Annotated in this window: 17 protein-coding genes and 1 pseudogene; 10 read left to right on the top strand and 8 right to left on the bottom strand. The window is 66.5% G+C overall.

The annotated features are described in order from the left end of the window. Nucleotides 1-44: 44 nt before the first annotated feature. Nucleotides 45-395, bottom strand: a pseudogene (locus NP4_RS42625) (type II toxin-antitoxin system VapC family toxin); the annotation flags it as partial. A gap of 164 nt (nucleotides 396-559) precedes the next feature. Here NP4_RS42625 and NP4_RS16155 point away from each other — a divergent pair. Further along, nucleotides 560-1,396, top strand: a complete 837-nt coding sequence (locus NP4_RS16155) for an aminoglycoside 6-adenylyltransferase (protein WP_211335894.1) — start codon at nucleotides 560-562, stop codon at nucleotides 1,394-1,396. Between the two features lie 193 nt (nucleotides 1,397-1,589). Next, the gene (locus NP4_RS16160; protein WP_067998478.1) at nucleotides 1,590-3,536 is read left to right on the top strand and encodes a magnesium chelatase subunit D family protein; all 1,947 of its coding nucleotides are present in this window, start codon (nucleotides 1,590-1,592) and stop codon (nucleotides 3,534-3,536) included. 2 nt (nucleotides 3,537-3,538) lie between these two features. Here the strand turns inward: NP4_RS16160 and NP4_RS16165 are convergent, their stop codons facing one another. Then, nucleotides 3,539-4,006 (bottom strand): DUF2867 domain-containing protein, encoded by a 468-nt coding sequence (locus tag NP4_RS16165; protein ID WP_169813744.1) that lies wholly within the window; start codon nucleotides 4,004-4,006, stop codon nucleotides 3,539-3,541. 141 nt (nucleotides 4,007-4,147) lie between these two features. Here NP4_RS16165 and cobO point away from each other — a divergent pair, with 141 nt between their 5' ends. The 3 genes from cobO to NP4_RS16180 are packed head-to-tail and all read left to right on the top strand — an operon-like array spanning nucleotide 4,148 to nucleotide 6,526. After that, entirely contained in the window at nucleotides 4,148-4,762 is a 615-nt protein-coding gene (cobO, locus tag NP4_RS16170; protein ID WP_062510373.1) for a cob(I)yrinic acid a,c-diamide adenosyltransferase, read from the top strand. Continuing rightward, a complete protein-coding gene (locus NP4_RS16175) occupies nucleotides 4,759-6,171 on the top strand; it encodes a cobyrinic acid a,c-diamide synthase CobB (protein WP_067998609.1) in 1,413 nt (470 codons plus the stop codon). Before cobO ends, NP4_RS16175 begins: the two co-directional genes overlap by 4 nt. Continuing rightward, nucleotides 6,164-6,526: a cobalamin biosynthesis protein gene (locus NP4_RS16180; RefSeq protein WP_067998480.1), complete on the top strand. Its 363-nt coding sequence runs from the start codon at nucleotides 6,164-6,166 to the stop codon at nucleotides 6,524-6,526. The genes NP4_RS16175 and NP4_RS16180 overlap by 8 nt, the downstream gene beginning before the upstream one ends. 79 nt (nucleotides 6,527-6,605) lie before the next feature. On the opposite strand, the gene NP4_RS16185 is transcribed toward NP4_RS16180, so the two are convergent. The 3 genes from NP4_RS16185 to NP4_RS16195 are packed head-to-tail and all read right to left on the bottom strand — an operon-like array spanning nucleotide 6,606 to nucleotide 9,954. After that, the gene (locus tag NP4_RS16185) at nucleotides 6,606-7,637 is read right to left on the bottom strand and encodes a DUF2293 domain-containing protein (protein WP_245998076.1); all 1,032 of its coding nucleotides are present in this window, start codon (nucleotides 7,635-7,637) and stop codon (nucleotides 6,606-6,608) included. Nucleotides 7,638-7,678: 41 nt separating this feature from the next. Then, a complete protein-coding gene (locus tag NP4_RS16190) occupies nucleotides 7,679-8,797 on the bottom strand; it encodes an Rv3169 family protein (RefSeq protein ID WP_067998484.1) in 1,119 nt (372 codons plus the stop codon). A gap of 14 nt (nucleotides 8,798-8,811) precedes the next feature. Next, complete coding sequence (locus tag NP4_RS16195) at nucleotides 8,812-9,954, bottom strand: phosphotransferase family protein (RefSeq protein ID WP_067998486.1); 1,143 nt, start codon at nucleotides 9,952-9,954, stop codon at nucleotides 8,812-8,814. Nucleotides 9,955-10,466: 512 nt separating this feature from the next. Between NP4_RS16195 and NP4_RS16200 the strand changes: the two genes are divergently transcribed. Beyond that, on the top strand, nucleotides 10,467-11,591 hold the full coding sequence (locus NP4_RS16200) for a DoxX family protein (RefSeq protein ID WP_147287993.1): 1,125 nt from the start codon (nucleotides 10,467-10,469) through the stop codon (nucleotides 11,589-11,591). A gap of 1 nt (nucleotide 11,592) precedes the next feature. Here NP4_RS16200 and NP4_RS16205 read toward each other — a convergent pair whose 3' ends face one another. The 3 genes from NP4_RS16205 to NP4_RS16215 are packed head-to-tail and all read right to left on the bottom strand — an operon-like array spanning nucleotide 11,593 to nucleotide 13,802. Then, nucleotides 11,593-12,774, bottom strand: a complete 1,182-nt coding sequence (locus tag NP4_RS16205; RefSeq protein ID WP_147287992.1) for an MAB_1171c family putative transporter — start codon at nucleotides 12,772-12,774, stop codon at nucleotides 11,593-11,595. A 41-nt stretch (nucleotides 12,775-12,815) separates the two neighbouring features. Continuing rightward, complete coding sequence (locus NP4_RS16210) at nucleotides 12,816-13,385, bottom strand: hypothetical protein (RefSeq protein ID WP_067998491.1); 570 nt, start codon at nucleotides 13,383-13,385, stop codon at nucleotides 12,816-12,818. A 33-nt stretch (nucleotides 13,386-13,418) separates the two neighbouring features. Then, the gene (locus tag NP4_RS16215; protein ID WP_169813745.1) at nucleotides 13,419-13,802 is read right to left on the bottom strand and encodes a helix-turn-helix domain-containing protein; all 384 of its coding nucleotides are present in this window, start codon (nucleotides 13,800-13,802) and stop codon (nucleotides 13,419-13,421) included. Nucleotides 13,803-14,270: 468 nt separating this feature from the next. On the opposite strand from NP4_RS16215, the gene NP4_RS16220 reads away from it, so the two are divergent. From NP4_RS16220 to NP4_RS16235, 4 genes are all read left to right on the top strand, one after another. Next, nucleotides 14,271-15,041: a thioesterase II family protein gene (locus tag NP4_RS16220; RefSeq protein WP_082875912.1), complete on the top strand. Its 771-nt coding sequence runs from the start codon at nucleotides 14,271-14,273 to the stop codon at nucleotides 15,039-15,041. Between the two features lie 65 nt (nucleotides 15,042-15,106). Further along, nucleotides 15,107-15,331, top strand: coding sequence for an MbtH family protein (locus NP4_RS16225; RefSeq protein WP_067998497.1), 225 nt, complete (start codon nucleotides 15,107-15,109; stop codon nucleotides 15,329-15,331). A gap of 25 nt (nucleotides 15,332-15,356) precedes the next feature. Continuing rightward, nucleotides 15,357-17,204 (top strand): non-ribosomal peptide synthetase, encoded by a 1,848-nt coding sequence (locus tag NP4_RS16230; protein WP_082875913.1) that lies wholly within the window; start codon nucleotides 15,357-15,359, stop codon nucleotides 17,202-17,204. After that, nucleotides 17,186-18,397 carry an NAD(P)/FAD-dependent oxidoreductase gene (locus NP4_RS16235; protein WP_067998501.1) on the top strand — a complete coding sequence of 404 codons (1,212 nt, stop codon included), beginning with the start codon at nucleotides 17,186-17,188 and terminating at the stop codon, nucleotides 18,395-18,397. The genes NP4_RS16230 and NP4_RS16235 overlap by 19 nt, the downstream gene beginning before the upstream one ends. The last annotated feature ends 9 nt before the right edge of the window (nucleotides 18,398-18,406 follow it).

The raw sequence follows: 18,406 nt of genomic DNA on the forward strand, positions 1-18,406 counted from the left end.
GTGGACCGAGTCCCGCAACCAGAATGGTTGCGGGACTGTTTATTTCAGGGGGTGGATTCCTCGGCCGGTCCGGTCTCTGGCAACCGCACCGGCGTGACGTCGCTTCGGGGGAATTCTTCGCCCTTGAACATCAACGGCTCTCCGCTGACCTTCGACAGAGCGTACGAGAAGCAATCCCCGAAGTTGAGACCGGCCGGATGGCGCCCCTTGCCGAACTCCCGGTAAGCCAGGCGGGCTCGATGGGCGTGCTCAGGGTGAACAGCGACCAGGTCGACTGCCGCTCGATGCAGCCAGAGATCGAGCTCTCGGCCCCCTGCCTCGCCGTACCTGCTCTCGATGACGATCGACAGTTCGAGGTAGGTAGCACGTTGCGCACGCTCGAGCGGTCGAGGGGCGGCAGGTCAGCTACGGGTTGACCGGGCTGGGGCGCAGTGTGCTCGGTCCGCTGCAGGTGATGTGCGCGTGGACGACCGAGCATTACGAGGAGCTGCTCGACGCCTACGATCCGGACGAGGCCGCGCGGGCGGGCTGACCGGCCCGGGTCGCTACTGTGGTCGGAGTGACCGACAACGATGAGGTATTCGTCGCCCGGGTGATCGACTGGGCGCGTTCGCGTTCCGATATTCGGGCGGTGTTGCGCACCGGGTCGCGGGCGCGGGGCGACGGGCGTGTGGACGCGCTGTCCGATCACGATATCGAGCTGTTCACCAGTGAGGTCGACAAGTACGCCGGAACCGATGCCTGGGTGGGCGAGCTGGGTGCGGTGGCGGTGAATATCGAACTCGAGGGTCCCTACGACAATCCCGCGCATCTGGTGGTGTTCGCCGACGGCACGAAGGCCGACTTGCAGGTGGTTCCGCTGGATCTGCTGGCGGAGTTCGTCGAGGACGGGCTGGACGAACTGCACGAGCGGGGGTATCAGGTGCTGTTCGAACGCGACGGCGCGACGGCCGCGTTGCCCGCGGCGACCGGTGCCGCGCCTCGCGCTGAGACGCCCGATGCGGCGCGATTCCGGGCGCACTGCGCGGAGTTCTGGTTCGAGATCGCCCATCTGCCACGCTATCTCGCGCGCGGGGAGCTGTGGGTGGTGAAATCACGGGACTGGGAGACCAAGGAGCTGCTGCTGACCGCCATCGAGTGGCACGCGCTGGCGCATTTCGGCGCGGACCACGATATCTGGCACGGCGGCACGCGCATGCGCGAGTGGACCGCGCCCGGTGTGTGGGAGCGCGTCGAGGCGATGTTCGCGATCGCCGATCCGCTGCGGCAAGCCCAGGCCGCGGGTGATCTGTTCGCGGAGTTGACCCGCGAGATCGCCGCGGCGCGCGGATTCCGCTATCCCGAGGAGATCGAACGGGCGATCAGGCCGCAGCTGGAACGGCTGCCCAGCCGCTGAGTTCGCGCTGCGAGTGGATTTCGCTATCTCGCGGAGATCGAGGTCGCCATTCGGTCGACACTGGACCGGTTGCCCGGCCGCTGAGCCGCACTGCGAAGAGTTGTGCGAGTGCGCTGATTCACAGGAGGGTCGGATCGGCCGGATTCGGCGGCGCGCCTAGAGTTGGGGCGTGTCCGATTCCACGAGCTCTGTCATGCTGCGCCCGGATTCGACGAACTCGGCCGGGGAGCCGGGTTTCCCGTTCTCGGCGGTCGTCGGGCAGGAACGGCTGCAGCTGGCATTGATCCTGTGCGCGGTGCATCCCGGCATCGGCGGTGTGCTGGTGCGCGGGGAGAAGGGCACGGCCAAGTCCACCGTGGTGCGGGCGCTGGCCCAACTGCTGCCCCCGGTGGTCGACGAGCGCGGCGAGCGGCCCGCGCGGCTGGTGGAACTGCCGGTCGGGGCGACCGAGGACCGGGTGGTCGGGTCGCTGGATCTCGAGCGGGTGCTGCGCGACGGCGAGCAGGCGTTCCGGCCCGGATTGCTGGCGGCCGCCCATCACGGCGTGCTGTATGTCGACGAGGTGAATCTGCTGCACGACCATCTGGTGGACGTGCTGCTCGATGCCGCGGCGATGGGACGGGTGCATATCGAACGCGATGGGGTGTCGCATTCGCATCCGGCACGATTCGTGCTGGTCGGCACGATGAATCCGGAGGAGGGCGAGCTGCGCCCGCAGCTGCTGGATCGGTTCGGGCTGACCGTGGACGTGGCCGCCTCCCGCGAGGTCGACGTGCGCATGGCCGTCGTGCGGCGGCGACTGGATTACGAGGCCGATCCCGCCGGATTCGCCGGGCGCTATCGCGAGGCGGATCGTGAAGTGGCGCAGCGTATTCGAGTCGCGCGCGCCCGGCTGGGCGAGGTCAATCTCGACAATGTGGAGCTGCGGCGGATCGCGGCGCTGTGCGCGTCCTTCGATGTCGACGGTATGCGGGCCGATCTGGTAGTGGCGCGCACCGCGACCGCGCATGCGGCATGGCGGGGCAGCGATCGCGTCACGGCCGAGGATGTGCGGATCGCGGCCGAACTCGCCCTGCCGCATCGGCGTCGGCGTGACCCATTCGACGAACCCGGTATCAGCGAGGATCAGCTCGACGAGGCGATGCGGCAGGCCGAGGAACAGGCATCTCGAAGCGAAAAGCCCGAGGGGCCAACGGATCCGGACGCACCGGGTCCGCAGGATCTCGGCGATGATCCCGACGGGCCCGATGATCCCGACGGTGGTCCCGACACCCCGCAGGGCGGACCGGGCGGCGGTGCGCCGGAGGGGCGTGCCGGTGCTCCGGCGAATTCCGTTGCGCGCGCGCCTCGCTGGGAGGTCCCCGGTGTCGGTGAGGGTGCGCCGGGACGCCGCTCGCGCGCACAGACCCGGCACGGCCGGGTGGTTCGGTCCACCGACGACACCGCGGGTGGGCTGCATCTGCTCGGAACGGTCTTCGCCGCCGCGCCGCATCAGCAGGTGCGCGGCCGGGTCGCTGGAGCGTTGGAGCTTCGGACGGAGGATCTGCGTGGCGCGTATCGCGAAGGGCGCGAAGGCAATCTGGTCGTCTTCGTCGTCGACGCCTCCGGTTCGATGGCCGCGCGAGACCGGCTCTCGGCGGTGACCGGTGCGATCGTGACGCTGTTGCGCGATGCGTATCAGCGCCGGGACAAGGTCGCCGTCATCACGATGCGCGGGGCCGAGGCCGAATTGGTCCTGCCGCCCACCTCCTCGGTCGATATCGCCGTGCGCCGCCTGGCCGATCTGCGCACGGGCGGGAAAACGCCGCTCGCACAGGGACTTCTGAAGGTTCGGGAGGTCGTGCGGCGCGAGCGGGTGCGCGATTCGCAGCGCCGTCCGATGGTCGTACTGCTCACCGACGGTCGCGCCACCGGCGGCGCGGACCCGGTGCCGCGCGCTCGTGTGGCGGCCCGGCTGCTGGCCGGTGACGGCGTGACCGGCGTGGTGATCGACTGCGAGCGCGGCATGATCCGGCTGGGCCTGGCCGCCGATCTCGCGCGGGATCTGCGGGCGACGTATCTCCAATTGGCCGAGCTGACAGGCGATTCCGTTGCCGGGGTCGTCCGCGCGGGTGTGTCAGGGACCGCTCGAGCGGCGTGAGCTCAGGCCTCGCGGTCCGCATACCGGAGCAGGTACGGGATCGTGAGGTGATGGAACGGCGCGACGATCGCCCAGATTGCGCGGGCGATGCGGTGGTCGTATCGCACCAGCGTAGACCACGTGACCGTCGAGTCGGTGGTGGTGACGATGTTCTGCGCCGTGAGGAACGGTGAATGTGCCTCGAGGACAACGAAATTCGAGTCGCGCGCGACGATCCGCCAGCCCAGTACGTGATCGGGTCCGGTGGGTGGGCCCATTCGCAGACAAAGCACCAGCCGCCAGCCCAGCGGCACCACCGCCCGTACCGCCGCGGGAGCGCCCTCGAATACCGACCGTGCCCACTGTTCGCCGGTCCGCCGGGTGGCGTTCGTCGCCAGCTCGAATGCTTGGGCGTAGTCGGCTGTTTCCATATCGTCGCTGATCGGCGCGTTCACGGGTACCGTTGTGCGCCGAGCTCGCTGCGAGGTCATTTCGATCCCTCCCGTTAATACTACTCAACGTAGTATTCATTGTCGCGATCGCGCAATGGTCGCCATCCGTGGGTCTGCCGAAGTCCACGGCCGCCCGTATGGCAACGTGGGCGGCAGTGAAGGATGCGGAAGGGAGACGCGATGCCCCAGGGTGTTCCGGCCACGGTGCCCGATGATGGGTTGACCACGCGGCAGCGGCGTAATCAGCCGGTGCTGGCTGTGCATACCGGGCCGGGGAAGGGGAAGTCGACCGCGGCGTTCGGGATGGCGTTGCGGGCCTGGAATCAGGGATTCGACGTCGCCGTGTTCCAGTTCGTGAAGAGTGCCAAATGGAAGGTGGGGGAGGAGGCGGCTTTTCGTGCGCTCGGGCAGTTGCATGCCGATACCGGAGTGGGCGGGCCGGTGGAGTGGCACAAGATGGGCGAGGGGTGGTCCTGGACTCGCAAGCAGGGCAGCGATGAGGATCATGCCGCCAATGCGCTGGCCGGGTGGCGGGAGATCGCGCGGCGGCTGGCGGCCGAACAGCATCGGTTCTATGTGCTCGACGAATTCACCTATCCGCTGAAGTGGGGGTGGATCGATGTCGACGAGGTGGTCACGGCGCTGCGGGATCGACCGGGTAATCAGCATGTCGTCATCACCGGCCGCGACGCGCCCCAGGCGCTGGTCGAGGCCGCGGATCTGGTCACCGAGATGAGCAAGGTGAAACATCCGATGGACGCGGGTCGTAAGGGCCAGCGGGGCATCGAGTGGTGAACTCCCCGCCCGCGGTCGTCATCGCCGCACCCGCGTCGGGCAGTGGAAAGACCACGCTCGCAACGGGTTTGATCGGTGCGCTACGGGCGGCGGGGCATCGGGTCGCGCCGTACAAGGTGGGGCCGGACTACATCGACCCCGGCTATCACGGGCTCGCGGCCGGGCGGCCCGGGCGCAATCTCGATCCGGTGCTGGTCGGTACGGATCGAGTGGTTCCGCTGTATCGGCACGGTGGACGGGGTTGCGATATCGCGGTGGTCGAGGGCGTGATGGGCCTGTTCGACGGCCGGATCGATGAGAACCACGCCGCGCCGGTCGCGGAGGGTTCGACCGCGCAGGTGGCCGCGTTGCTCGGTGCGCCGGTGGTGCTGGTGGTGGATGCGCGCGGACACAGTCAGAGTTTGGCGGCGCTGCTGCACGGTTTCGCGACGTTCGACAGCGGGATTCGGCTCGGCGGGGTGATTCTCAATCGGGTGGGCAGTCCTCGGCACGAAGAGGTGTTGCGGGCGGCGTGTGCGCGGGTGGGACTGCCGGTGCTGGGCGCGTTGCCTCGGATGGCGGAATTGGTCGTTCCCTCACGGCATTTGGGATTGATTCCGGCGGTCGAGCACGGGAGTGCGGCGCAGGATGCGGTCGAGGCCATGACCGCGCTCGTGGCGGCGCATGTCGATCTGGATGCCGTCGTTCGGTTGGCGGCGGTGAATGTCTCCGGGGCGGCGTGGGATCCCGTCGAGGCGATTGGAGTTGACGAGTCCATTGTGCGGCAGGATGTTTCGACTTCCGACCCGGTGATCGCGATCGCCGGTGGCCCCGCCTTCACCTTCGGTTATGCCGAACATCGCGAACTGCTCGAGGCCACCGGTGCGAGGGTGGCCGTATTCGACCCGCTGCACGACGAATTGCCGCTCGGCACAGCCGGTTTGGTGCTGCCCGGCGGATTCCCGGAGGAACACGCCGCCGACCTGGCCGCCAATACGCCGCTACTGTCCTCGATCGCCGAATCCGCCCACAACGGCATGCCGATCCACGCCGAATGTGCGGGCCTGCTGTACCTGACCCGCTCCCTCGACGGCCACCGCATGTCCGGAGTCCTCGACGCCACCGCCGAATTCGGTCCCCGCCTCACCCTCGGCTACCGAGACGCGGTCGCGCTCACCGATTCCGCGCTGTGGCCCACGGGATCTCGCGTACGCGGTCACGAATTCCACCGCACGCGGTTGACCGAAGCGGGAACCGCAGCGGCCGCGTGGGGTTGGCGCGCGCCGACGGGCGAGGCGGTGCGTGAGGGGGCGATGGTTCATCGGGTGCACGCCTCGTATCTACATACGCATCCGGCGGGGAATGCGGGGATGGTGCAGCGTTTCGTGAGTGCGGCAAGGGAATTCGACGACAGCCGAGTAGATGGCTGAACTGGCCGTAGGTATCGGCTTCCGCCCCGGCGCCTCGACTCACGCCTTACTCGCCGCAATTCGAGCGGTGACAGGATCCGACCGTATCCACTGCCTGGCTACCGTGGACCGCCGAGCCGCTGACTCGGCGTTGATCGATGCTGCCACCGAACTGGTGGTGCCGATCGTCGGGTTCAGCGTGGAAGAACTTGCGGGGGTGAGGGTTCCGAATCCTTCGTCGGTGACGACCGCCGCGCTCGGTATACCGAGCGTCGCGGAGGCCGCGGCGTTGCTAGCCGCCGGGCTGGGAGAACTGTTCGTGGCCAAGCGGATCCACGACGGGGTGACCATCGCTGTCGCTCGAATGCCGGGGTGAGTGGGGAAAATGGGTGGGCTGTGTGGCTGTGTTGGCGGGGATTGGTTGGGCTGCTTGGTGTTCGGTAGCTGGGGGTGGGCTAGCCGCGCCAGGAGTTCAGGACCTGGTCCACGGTGGGGCGGATTTGGGTTCGGGCCTGGGTTCGGGGGGTGCCGGTCATGAGGAGGTGGTCGTAGGGGGTGTCTTGGTGGCGGATGGAGGCTATTACGGCGAGGGTGAGGGCTTCGGGGGAGAGGAGTTTGGCTGCGGCGGAGCGGCCTACGCGGCCGCTGCCTCGGACTGCGGCGTGGTCGGCGATTTCGGTGGCGCGGTCGGGTGGGCAGTGGGGGAACAGGCGGCGGATTTCCTCGGCCATGCGGGCGGTGAATTCGATGTCCTGGGCGGCGCGGCGGATTCGGTCGCGGTCGCGGCGGCGGGTGCGGGCGTCCTCGTCGGCCAGGCACTGTTCTTCGGCGCGGGCCAGGGCCGCCCCCTCGATCAGGATGCCCAGGCGTTGGTAGCGCTTGCGGCGCTTGTTGTAGGTGACCACGATCGCGGCCAGGCGGCTCTCCTTCTTGGCGCGGCGGCTCAGGGCGGCGTCGCCGGCGGGGAGGAATTCCAGATGATCCAGATCCGAACAGGTCAGGCACAGCGGTCCCGCGCCGGAGGAGATGAAACGCGGTCCGGTCTCGGCGCATTCGACGCAGGTCCACGGTTCGGCCGCCTCGATCACCATGAGATCGGGGGCCTTGTTCTGGCGTTGTAGGACCTGTTCGCGCCGCGCGGGTGTCAGTTGCGGTGACAGCCAGTGGATTCGGAAGATCTCGTCGTCGCCGTCCTCGGCGAACCGCAGTTCCTCGCGGTCGCGGCCACCGGAGACATACGCCGCGCTGCCCGCCGTCAGCCCCTGCTCGCGTGCCCACCTGCCCAGCAGATCCGCCGCATCGCGCATGCGCGAACCATCTACGGCCAGTACCTGTTCGAGCGAATCCACCTGGCCGTGCCGCCAACGCTCTATCTCAGCCGCCCGCGCCCACCGCAGCCGGGTGAACACCTCGACGGCCGAGACGTACTTGCGTTGAGCCAGCGCCGCCTCCGCGGCCTCGACCACTCGTTGTCGCAGCGAGGACACGGATTCGAACCCTAGCGCATACGACGCGCGAACCGCTGAGCCTACGGCGCCACCGAAGACCAGTCGGCGAATCCGGTGGGGTCGTGGCGGCCCATGGTGGCGTGTTCGAACAGGCCCCAGCCCTCGGCGTCGCCGCAGCGGGCCTGGCCGACGTGGTCGATCACGCCCCACGGGATGCGGGCCGCGACCTCCGGATCGGACAGGTCGTAGCGGACGCTCGAGGACCAGTCGCGGCCCATCCAGCGGCCGTGCTGCCAGTCCGGGTCGCCGCCGTAGCCCGCGCCGATATGCAGCGGGATGAAGGTGTGCGGGCGGATCTCGATCTCGAGCGGTTTGCCGTCGGAGGTGGTGAGATCCAGCCGTGCCGCGATCGGATGCCGTGAGCCGGAACGGTATTCGAAATGCGCCCGCGGCCAGCCCAGCTGCTCGACGCGGCCGTCGCGCCAGATGCGCACGGCGTCGTTGAGGGTGCGGAAACCGTCCGGATTCTCCTGCAGGATTACCACGATGGAGAACTCGTCGAAGCGCAGCGGCACATACAGCCACCAGAACCCGCCCGAACCCTCGGCGGCCGCGCGACCCGGCGGATCGGCCTCGCCGACGGGACGGATACCCCAGGACCGGTCGCGGGTGCCCATCCACACCGCCGGATCCACGGTGATATCGACGCCGTCGACATGCAGTGTGCCCGCCCACGATCCGACCTGAGCGAAGCGCTGCGCATCGATGATCGGCCGACTACCGGTGAGGATGGTGTGCGGCTCCTCGTTGATCGCGGGGAACGATCCCTCCCAGGTCAGGTCGAAGCCGAGATCGTCGTGCTCGCAGATGAGCCGGATGCGCTGCAGCGGTTCCAGGATCTCGACCCGGTAGCCGCCGACCCGCAGATCCAGATCCCGCTGTTCCAGCGCGTCGGAGAACCGGACCGACCGCAGGATGTCGCCGCGGCGCACGATGGCGTAGGCATCGGTGACGCCGAGATTGGGATATACGCCCATGCCCGTGATCAACAGGGTGCCGCCGTCGCGGTCGTGGGCGTTGAAATAGCTGCGGTCGTAGAAGTTACGGTCGCTGGTGCCGACGCGCGCCATCGACAGCGGAGTTTGATGGATCGGGTACTCGTCCAAGGGGACGGGTGAGTGGCTGGTTGACACAGCCATGACCTCCTAGTCGTTCAATCCCATTCGTATGTTCCGGCGAGCAGTGACTCCAGGCTCGCCCGGTGCATGACGTAGTTGTCGCGGTCGTCGGTGTCCTGGTCCTCGCCGAAATGGATCATCCGGCGCTTGACCCGGGCCATCACGATGCCGTGACGCAGCGCGGCGTAGATGATGTACCAATCCAGATCGCGCAGCGTGTGGCCGGTGCTGCTCTCGTAGTGGGCGACGACATCCTCGCGGCGCAGATAGTCCGGCAGCCCGGGCTGATGGAACTGCGTCGCGATGTCCTGGAAGAAGCGATGGATGAAGATCACCCACGCCACATCGAGTTCGCGCGGCCCCAATGTGGCCATCTCCCAGTCCAATACGGCCACCGGTTCGAACCCGTTGTAGATGATGTTGCCCGGCCGGGAATCGCCCCAGCTGAGTACATCGGGTCCCGGATCGGCGGGGAAGTTCTTCTCGAGCCAGTCGAAAGTCCGCTCCAGCAACGGAATTCGGTAGCCGTCGTCGGCGAGGGCCCAGTTGTACCAGCGGCGGTCGCGCTCGAGCTGCTGCCGCAGCGACGAACCCTCGCCGCTCGAGGCCAGCATGGGGAACTTCGCGGCAGGATCCTCGATGGCGTGAATGCGCGCGATCACGTCGACGGTATTGCGGGTCAGCCGCAACCGTTCCTCCGGGGTGCTGTCGAACAGCCAGCCCACGAAGACATACGGCGGATTGTCCTCGGGGATGCGCCCGTCGACCTTGCCCATCACGAAAAACGGTGAGCCCAGGACGGATTCGTCGTCCTCGAGCCAGTACAACCGCGGCACCGGAACATCGGTGTGCTCGGCCACACCGGCCATCACCCCGTACTGGGTCGTCAGATCGTAGGTCTCGAAGACGGGCATCGCGCCGGTCTCCGGTGGCATGCGCACCACATACGATCCGGTCTCGGTACGGCCGTCCCTCTCCCACGACGCGTCGAACAGCACCGAGCCGCTCGACATCCCCCCGGACTGCGGGCGGGACAGGTTGGTGATCTTCGGAGTGCCGTCGGCGTGGACCTTCCCGGCCAGCCAGCGCGCGAGCCGCTCGGCGAGGTCGTCGAGGTCGCGGGCGCTGATCGTCAGCTCGTACCGATCCCCGGGGTCGCGGTCGGGATCGACCGTCATGATCTGCCCTCCTGAGCAAAAGTAATTGGTAGAGGGAAAGTAACTCGTTGCAATCAGTGTGCGGAGCGGAATCCACGGGCCAATACGTTCAGTACCGGTGACTGGGACGTGGGTTGCGGTCACCGGGTGGTGCCAGCACCACCGCGGTGGTGGGGGCGATACGTAAGTCGTTGTGCGTAGCGGGAATTCGGGGTCGTTCCCGATTCCGGGCCCGGATGTGGGCTCATATGCTCGGGAGGTCCCAAGTATCCGGAAAGGCGGCGAATGTGAGTGCTGGGACCGCGGTTGTCGAATGTGTGCGGACCTGTGAGGAGCCATCGGAGCGGTCTGACTGGAACCCGTTCACCCGCATTGTCTTTCGGTTTTCATTCCTGTATTTCGGACTTTTCTTCCTGACCATTCCGCAGCCGACCAACGTTTTTCTCGGTTGGCTCCTGGAGTATCTGCCACCAAATGCGATCGAATGGCAGATCCATGTGCTGGACACACCGCTTCGGGCGGTCGGGAGCACGATGTTCGGCGTCGATATCTCGTATCAGGGCAGTCACAGTGGAGATCAGCGGATCTTCTGGGTGCAGCTGTTCTGTCTGATGATTATCGCGGCCGTGGGCACGCTGATCTGGAGTATCGTGAGCCGCCGCGGCGAGCACCGCCGCTGGGCGGGATGGCTGCTGATGTTCATCCGGTGGTGCGTGGCGGGGCAAATGCTGTGGTTCGGTCTGGGCAAGCTGATTCCGGCCCAGATGCCGGAGCCGGCATTGGCGACGCTGCTCGAGCCGTACGGCAATCTGACGCCGATGTCGGTGCTGTGGAATCAGGTCGGTGGATCGCCCACATATCAGATGTTGCTCGGGGCAGCCGAGGTGCTGGGCGGAATCATGTTGTTCATCCCGCGAACCGCATTGCCGGGTGCGATGCTCAGTCTGATCGCCATGGCCCAGGTGTTCGTGCTGGACGTGAACTTCGATGTGCCGGTGAAGATTCTGTCCGGGCACCTCATGTTGGCCGCACTGGTACTGCTCGCCCCCGAGGCGCATCGGCTGGTGAGCATGCTGGTGCTGAACCGAACCACACCGCCGTCGACGGCGCCGTATCCCTTTCATACCAGGCGATCCCGGTTGGTCGGTGGCGCCGTGCAGATACTGCTGGGTATCTGGGTGGGCGTCTACGCCGCGCACATCTCCTGGGCGCAACTGCAGCAGGAGGGCCCTGACCGAGTCAAGCCGCCGTTGTACGGCATCTGGAACGTGCAGGAGTTCATACGCGACGATCAGGCGGTACCTCCGCTGTTGACCGACCGAAGTCGTTGGCAGCGAGTGGTATTCGATGTGCCGGAGATTATGGAGTTTCAGCGCATGGACGGCAGCTTCGGTCCCGCGCGGGCGCAGGTGGACACCGCCGCCCGTCGCCTCGAACTGAAAACCGCGACCGAGGCGGCGCCGTTTCGGCCGACACCGCGACCCATGCCCGAGGTGAGCGGATCGTTTTCCTACGATCAGCCGGCCGCGGACCGGTTGCGCCTGGCAGGTGAACTCGACGGTCATCACGTGGAGATCACCTTCACTCGGCTCGATCCGGACACGCTGCCCCAGCGCAGTCATCCGTTCTCCTGGGTGATGGACTATGCCAACTTCTGAGTCAGGGCGTCGCGACCGCTACCCGCGTGTCCGGCGACGCGCGGGTGAATTCCGCGCCGACCAACACGAGCCAGTCGAGTTCGTCGTACAGGTTCTCTCCGAAGCGATTGAAGTGATCGAACTCGGCAGCGGCGATCTGCGGCATCGTCGCAGCCTGGTTCCAGCGCTTCCTCGCGGCGATCGCTGCGGCGAGATTGGCGGCCTCGACGGCGGCATCGAGACGGCGGCCGGACAATCCCCGTGCCTCGGCGTGGCGTCGAACAGTGTCGGCCACTTCGATACTGAAGAAGGGCAGCAGCGCCATCCGCGCATCACGGATCTCGACGATGCGTCGGTACAGCCGAAAGTCGAGCCTGCGGCCCGGTCCGCCGAGGAGTCCGGTCCGTCGCGGTGGGGTCAGCGCCATCTCGGGGACGGCGTCGTACAGCGCTCGCCACAACGGCCCGAGTCGACGAAATCGCCGGTAGCGGTCGATGCGAGCGGCGAGCTCCGACAGCGGCGGTCCCCAGGTCGGCACGGTCCATCCGATCAGAACCAGCAGTGTCCCGACGCTTGCCCCGAGGCGTGCGATCGGCTCCCAGCGCTGCGCATCGGCCCCCAGCCGTTCGGCGAAGACGGCCGCGATGCGGGCCGCGGAGTACGGCAGGCCCAGGCCGGAACCGAGGGCCGCCGTGCGCAGTCCGCGACCGAGCCAGCCGGGTCCGACCTGCAGAGAATAGCGCCAGCACAACCGCATCGACTCGATGGTTCCGATGAGGAAAGAGCATTGGAAGACGATCAGGTAGACCGAATAGGTCGGAATCTTGGCCGCGTCCGGTACGAAGCTGTGCGGACTGTCGGACATGTGCGGCACCGACATGGCGAAGAGTGTGACCATGCTCCCCAGTGCGACCAGCAGAAGTGCCGCGCGCAGATAGATCTTGCGTTTTGCCTCCGCCCATGGGGATGCCCAGGCCAGGACGACGGCCTGTTGGGCAACCGCAATGGACAGGCCGCCGCACTGCGATATCAGTCCGGTGAGGTTGGGTACCCCGAGGAAACTGTTCACCGGCACCCAAATTGCCGGCAATGCCATCGTGAAGGTGAATGCCGAAACAACGAAGTAGGCACAGAGTGCCGCCAACCCCGGCTCGGGCCTTCGGAACAGCGCAGGGAGTCGGAGCAGCAGTGCCAGCAGGGCCACGACCACACAGGCCGAATAGAGAGTCGTACTCATCGGCGGCCTTACCGGGGTGAGCCCAACACGCGTTCGATGCGCTCGACCGCCTCGGCGATTTCAGACGAGATGCTCCAATTCGGATGCGGCGCCCAGGATGCCATTCGGATGCGCAGCATCGAGGCGAAGAACTCCGCCTCGTGCTCCTGGTGGTCGGCATATGCCGACCGGCGGAGCATGCTGATCACCGTATCGGGTTGCAGATCGGGGAACAGCGCCAGCGCCCGATTCTCATCGAGGTCGTGTATTCCCTTGTGATCGCAGAACCGATGAGCCAACTCGTGCAGAATGATGTTCTCCTGATGGACCCGTGATGTCAGGCGCTGGAAGAGTATGTAATCCTTCGCCTTCGTCTGAATCAGGAGACCGCTCGGTCCGTGCGGTGGCAGGCTCATCGGTATCGGAACGATAGGGCGCCCGAGAGTTTCGCCCGATCGCGCGATGAACGTCTCCATGTCGAAGGGGAGCGGAACATTCAAGCCGGCAATCAGTCGATCGCAGCGCCGCTGCATCTCGCGGAATTGTCGGCGCGATCTGAACGTCTCGGAAAATGGTATCCAATGGCATGCGTCGACCATGCGACTTCAGTACCCCCCGTGCTCGTGTGTGGATTATTTCTCGGAATCGCGCAGCGTTTTCAGTATTTCCGCCATTTCGCGAAGACTATCTGGAGAAAACGTGGACATGCGGGCGAGTATGAGCTCGGCATCGTTGTCTTCCAGTGCGGCCGCGAGCGTGCGCAGCTCGGCTACCTGATCCAATTGCTCACGAATTCGATCGCTCCGGGGCGTGTCGAAGAAGTAGGCCGGATCGACACCGAAGAAGCGTGCCAGCCGCTGCAGGGTCTCCAACGTCGGGTTCGCGTTCTTCCCGGTCCGTAGATCCGACAGGGTGCTGATGGCGACACCCGTCGCCCGATGTACCTCGGGATGTGACCACGGCCCACGGTCTTTCGGGTGCACGGTCTCGAACAGGTAGTTCAGCTTGTCCCGCAACGATCGGTCTCCCGCCGGATTCCCGCTGTTCAAAGCGCCCCCTCTCGATGCCTCCGCATTGCCCCCGCCTGTCCTGGTCGGTCGACGATTCTCAGGTTACCGGGTGTGTCCGAACACGCGCACGACGAGCCCGCGGGGCCGGACGCCTGGCACGCCGCAGCTGTTGACAGCGGTCTTGCTTCATGTAAGGCTCACAGCGAGCTATCGGTATACCGATAGGGGGCGCCGAGGGAGCGGCCGCTGTAGATATCATGGAGGGGCAACGAATGCGTGATTCTTCGACACCGGATGGTGTCGTTCGTTGATTTCGCGGGTCCCTGTCGACCCGTATTCCAAATCTCAGCCCGAGGCGTAGAACGCAGTCGCATGCGTATCGGCGATCAGCCTTCGGACTCACTGCGTCCGAGGGTGAGGTCTGTCTGTCGACGGTGGAGATTCGCTGTTTGTTCGAATTCGAGGGATTTGCGCATGAATTCTGTAGTAACCAAGGTGAGACTGCTCCCTGATACGCCGTACATCTGGCGGGCGAAACGGCCGGGAGCGCGACACCGTCTGATCTGCTTTCCGCACGGCGGCGGCGGCGCCGCGACCTTCGCGAGCTGGGCCGCGCAGCTGCCCCCGGAGATCGAGCTGGCGGCCGTGCAGCTGCCGGGGCGGCAGAATCGGATCTACGAGAAGTTGCCCGCGTCCGCCGACGCGCTGATCGAGGCCGTGACCGAGGCGCTGTTGCCGCTGCTGGAGGGTTCGGTCGCCTTCTTCGGACATTCCTGCGGCGCGCTGCTGGCCTTCGAAGTCGCACGTGCGTTGCGGGCCGCGGGTCACCCGATGCCCCGCCGCCTGTTTCTGTCCGGTCAGCCCTCGCCACAAGCCTTTTCGGCCCGGCCCAAGCTGCATCGGCTGTCCCATGCGGACTTCCGGGCGGAGATAGTCGAACTGGGTGGCGTCGACTCCGAGATCGTCGAGGATCCGAGGATTCTCGACGATCTGATTCCCATCGTCAGAGCGGACTTCGAGATCTGGGAGCGCCACCGCGTGGCCCCTGGGCCGCTGCTCGACATTCCGGTCAGTGTGCTGTGCGGGAATGCCGATGTCCGGGCCCCCATAGACACTCTCGACGGCTGGCGCGCCTTCACCAGCGCGGGTTTCGATACCCAGCTCTACCCGGGCGGGCACTTCTACTTTCTGAGCGAGGGCACCGGGGTGCTCGCTCATATCTGCCGGACGCTGCTGGCCTCCTGACGGCAATCGCCGCGGCACGGCCACAACTGTCACACCGATCACACGGACTCACCAGGAGATGACCCATGAGCACCAACCCTTTCGATGACGAGAACGGCTCGTTCTATGTGCTGGTCAACCACGAAGACCAGCACTCGCTCTGGCCCGCATTCGCCGAGGTTCCGGCCGGCTGGCGAATCGTGTTCGGCGAGGCCGGTCGGCAGCAGTGCCTGGACTACGTCGAGACCAACTGGACCGATCTGCGCCCCAGGTCACTGCGCGAGTCGATGGATACCGCCGACCGGAGCTGAGCGAGCGTACTCAGAGGAGAAGGGCATGAACGAGCGGGATCGATTGTTGAGTTGGGGCGGTGTGGGGTTCGCCGATCCTGTTGACGCTCTGCCGGTTCCGGAGTTGTTCGCTCGGCAGGTGCGGCGGGTTCCGGATGCGGTGGCGGTGGTGTTCGGGGATGTGGCGCTGTCGTATGCGGAGTTGGATGAGGTGTCGAGTCGGTGGGCTCGGTATCTGGTGGGTCGCGGTGTTGGTCCGGAGTCGGTTGTGGCGGTGATGGTTCCGCGTTCGGTGGAGCTGATTGTCGCGGTGCTGGCGGTGTTGAAGGCTGGTGGTGCGTATCTGCCGATCGATCCGGGGTATCCGGGGGAGCGGATCGGATTCATGCTCGGGGACGCGTCGCCGGTGCTGGTGTTGACCACCGCGGGGCTGCGGGAGGTGGTCGCGGGGCAGTCCGTGGCCACGGTGGCGATGGACGATCCTGGTGTCGCGCAGTCGGTTTCGGTCTGTGACGGGAGTTCGGTCACCGATGCGGACCGCGCCGGCGCATTGCGTCCGTCGAACGCGGCGTATGTGATCTACACCTCCGGGTCGACCGGCACGCCCAAGGGTGTGGTGGCCACGCATGCGGGCGTCGCGGGGCTGGTCACCGATCCGCGGTTCGCCGGCGATCGGCAGTCGCGGGTGCTGGTGCATTCGCCGATGGTGTTCGATGCCTCGACCTATGAGATATGGGTGCCGCTGTCCGGTGGCGGTGCCGTCGTGGTGGCCCCGCCGGGGCGGGTCGATGCGGGAATGATCGCAAACCTGGTTGCCGCACACGGTATTACGGCGGTATTCGCGACGACTCGCCTGTTCGAGGTGCTGGTCGAGGAGTATCCAGGCGCGTTCGAGGGCGTGTCCGAGGTGTGGACCGGTGGCGAGCAGATGCCGCCGGCGCTGTTCGATCGAGCGCTCGCCACGATCGCCGCACGGCTGGTACATGTCTACGGTCCGACCGAGGCGACAACCTTCGCCACCGGACGGCGGTTCGCCTCCGATGATGTGGTGGGCGAGGGGCCGGTACCGATCGGAGGTCCGCTGTCGGGGATGTCGGTGGTGGTGCTGGATTCCCGGCTCGATGCGGTTCCGCTGGGCGTCGCGGGCGAGCTGTACATCGCCGGTTCGGGTGTGACGCGTGGGTACTCGGGACGCACCGGACTGACCGCGGCACGATTCGTGGCCGATCCGTTCGGCCCCGCGGGCTCCCGGCTGTACCGCACCGGCGACCTGGTGCGGTGGCGACCGGACGGCGATCTCGAATTCGTCGGCCGGGTGGACGATCAGGTCAAGATCCGCGGCTTCCGCATCGAACCCGGCGAGGTGGAAGCCGCACTGGCGCAGCATCATTCGGTGAGGCGAAGCGTCGTGGTGGCCCGCGAGACTGTCACCGGCGAGCAGTTGGTGGCATATGTCACGGCCGCCGAGTCGGCGGTGGATGTGACCGCGGTGCTGTCGTTCCTGTCGTCGCGATTGCCGGAACACATGGTCCCGGCGGCGATCGTGGTGGTCGAGGACTTCCCGCTGACGGTCAACGGCAAGCTGGATCGTAAGGCGCTGCCGGAGCCGGAGTTCCTCGCACACGCGGCCTACCGCGCGCCGCGGACCGAGGGTGAGCGAGTGCTGGCGGAGTTGTTCGCCGAGGTGCTCGGTGTGCAGCGGGTCGGAGTGCAGGACAGTTTCTTCGACCTCGGCGGCTACTCGCTGCTCGCCGCACGGCTGATCCGCCGGGTACGGCAGCGGCTCGGCGTAGAGCTCACTGTGACAACGATTTTCGGGGCTCCGACACCCGAGCAGCTGGCCGGTCATCTCCACGCTCCGGATGAGGAGACGCCGTGTACGACGTCATCGTAGTCGGTGCGCGGGTCGCGGGCGCCCCAGCGGCGATGCTGTTCGCCCGGCTCGGCTATCGAGTGCTGCTGCTGGAACGGTCGCGCTTCCCGAAGGACACCCTGTCCACGCTGTACCTGCATCAGCCTGCGGTCGCGCTGCTCGACCAATGGCAGGTGCTCGCCGAGATCAAGGCAACCGGATGCTCGCCCATCAAGGGAACCCGCTACACCACAGGGGGTTTGACCCTCGAGGGCTGCTCCTGGCCGGCCGCCGGACATCGCATCACCTATGCGCCGCGCCGATATCTGCTGGATTCGATCCTGGCCGACGCGGCCGTGGCCGCAGGCGTCGAGTTTCGAGACAACTGCGCTGTGCGCGGGGTGGTGTTCGACGATGAACGCGTCGTCGGTGTCCGCGTGAACGGTGGGGCTTCCGGGGAGATCGTGGAGCGGGCCACACTCGTCGTCGGAGCGGATGGTATGCGGTCGACGGTGGCCGCCGCGGTCGGGGCGCCGATGGTCCGGGAGGACTCCACCGCCTCCTGCGCCTATTACAGCTATTGGGCCGAATTGCCCTCGGGCTTCGAACTGTACGACGAGCCGGGGCACTGGGTGGGGCTCGTGCCGACGAACGACGATCTGACATTGGTCGCCTCCTATTTTCCGCAGGAACAGTTCGGCAGCATTCGCAACGACGCGATGCGATCATTTCTGACGAGTATCGAGCAGACCTCTCCCGAACTCCGCGAGCGGCTGGCGGGCGGCCGCAATGCCGAGCGCCTGTTCGGTACCGGTGATCAGAGAAACTACTTCCGGCAGGCCGCCGGGCCGGGTTGGGCGCTCATCGGAGACGCGGGCCATCACAAGGATTCGATCACAGCGCGCGGGATCACCGATGCGTTCCGGCAGGCGCAGCTGCTTGTCGAGCGGGTCGGCACCGAGCTGCACGATCCCGTCCGGCTGACGCGGGCGCTGGACCGATTCGCCGTCGAGCGCACCGAGGTGCTGCTGCCGGAATACCGCAACACCCTGGAGACCGCGAAACTCGCGCCGCCGGAACATCGACTGACGATGCTGCGTGCGATCGCGACAGAACCCGATATGGTCGACCGATTCTTCTCGACGTGGTCCGGCGTCTGTCCCATCGACGAATTCGTCACCCCCGAGTTGCTGGACCTGGTCGACGCGCATGAACTGAATACATTGCGGGACTGATTGCGCCGG

This window comes from Nocardia pseudobrasiliensis NBRC 108224, from assembly GCF_001613105.1.
Taxonomy (GTDB): domain Bacteria; phylum Actinomycetota; class Actinomycetes; order Mycobacteriales; family Mycobacteriaceae; genus Nocardia; species Nocardia pseudobrasiliensis.

Bases quoted from the DNA above. Each gene is read 5' to 3' on its own strand.
- NP4_RS16160 (WP_067998478.1), top strand. From the start codon at position 1,590: ATGCTGCGCCCGGATTCGACGAACTCGGCCGGGGAGCCGGGTTTCCCG.
- NP4_RS16165 (WP_169813744.1), bottom strand. From the start codon at position 4,006: ATGACCTCGCAGCGAGCTCGGCGCACAACGGTACCCGTGAACGCGCCG.
- cobO (WP_062510373.1), top strand. From the start codon at position 4,148: ATGCCCCAGGGTGTTCCGGCCACGGTGCCCGATGATGGGTTGACCACG.
- NP4_RS16180 (WP_067998480.1), top strand. From the start codon at position 6,164: ATGGCTGAACTGGCCGTAGGTATCGGCTTCCGCCCCGGCGCCTCGACT.
- NP4_RS16190 (WP_067998484.1), bottom strand. From the start codon at position 8,797: ATGGCTGTGTCAACCAGCCACTCACCCGTCCCCTTGGACGAGTACCCG.
- NP4_RS16195 (WP_067998486.1), bottom strand. From the start codon at position 9,954: ATGACGGTCGATCCCGACCGCGACCCCGGGGATCGGTACGAGCTGACG.
- NP4_RS16200 (WP_147287993.1), top strand. From the start codon at position 10,467: ATGTTCGGCGTCGATATCTCGTATCAGGGCAGTCACAGTGGAGATCAG.
- NP4_RS16210 (WP_067998491.1), bottom strand. From the start codon at position 13,385: ATGGTCGACGCATGCCATTGGATACCATTTTCCGAGACGTTCAGATCG.
- NP4_RS16220 (WP_082875912.1), top strand. From the start codon at position 14,271: ATGAATTCTGTAGTAACCAAGGTGAGACTGCTCCCTGATACGCCGTAC.
- NP4_RS16225 (WP_067998497.1), top strand. From the start codon at position 15,107: ATGAGCACCAACCCTTTCGATGACGAGAACGGCTCGTTCTATGTGCTG.
- NP4_RS16230 (WP_082875913.1), top strand. From the start codon at position 15,357: ATGAACGAGCGGGATCGATTGTTGAGTTGGGGCGGTGTGGGGTTCGCC.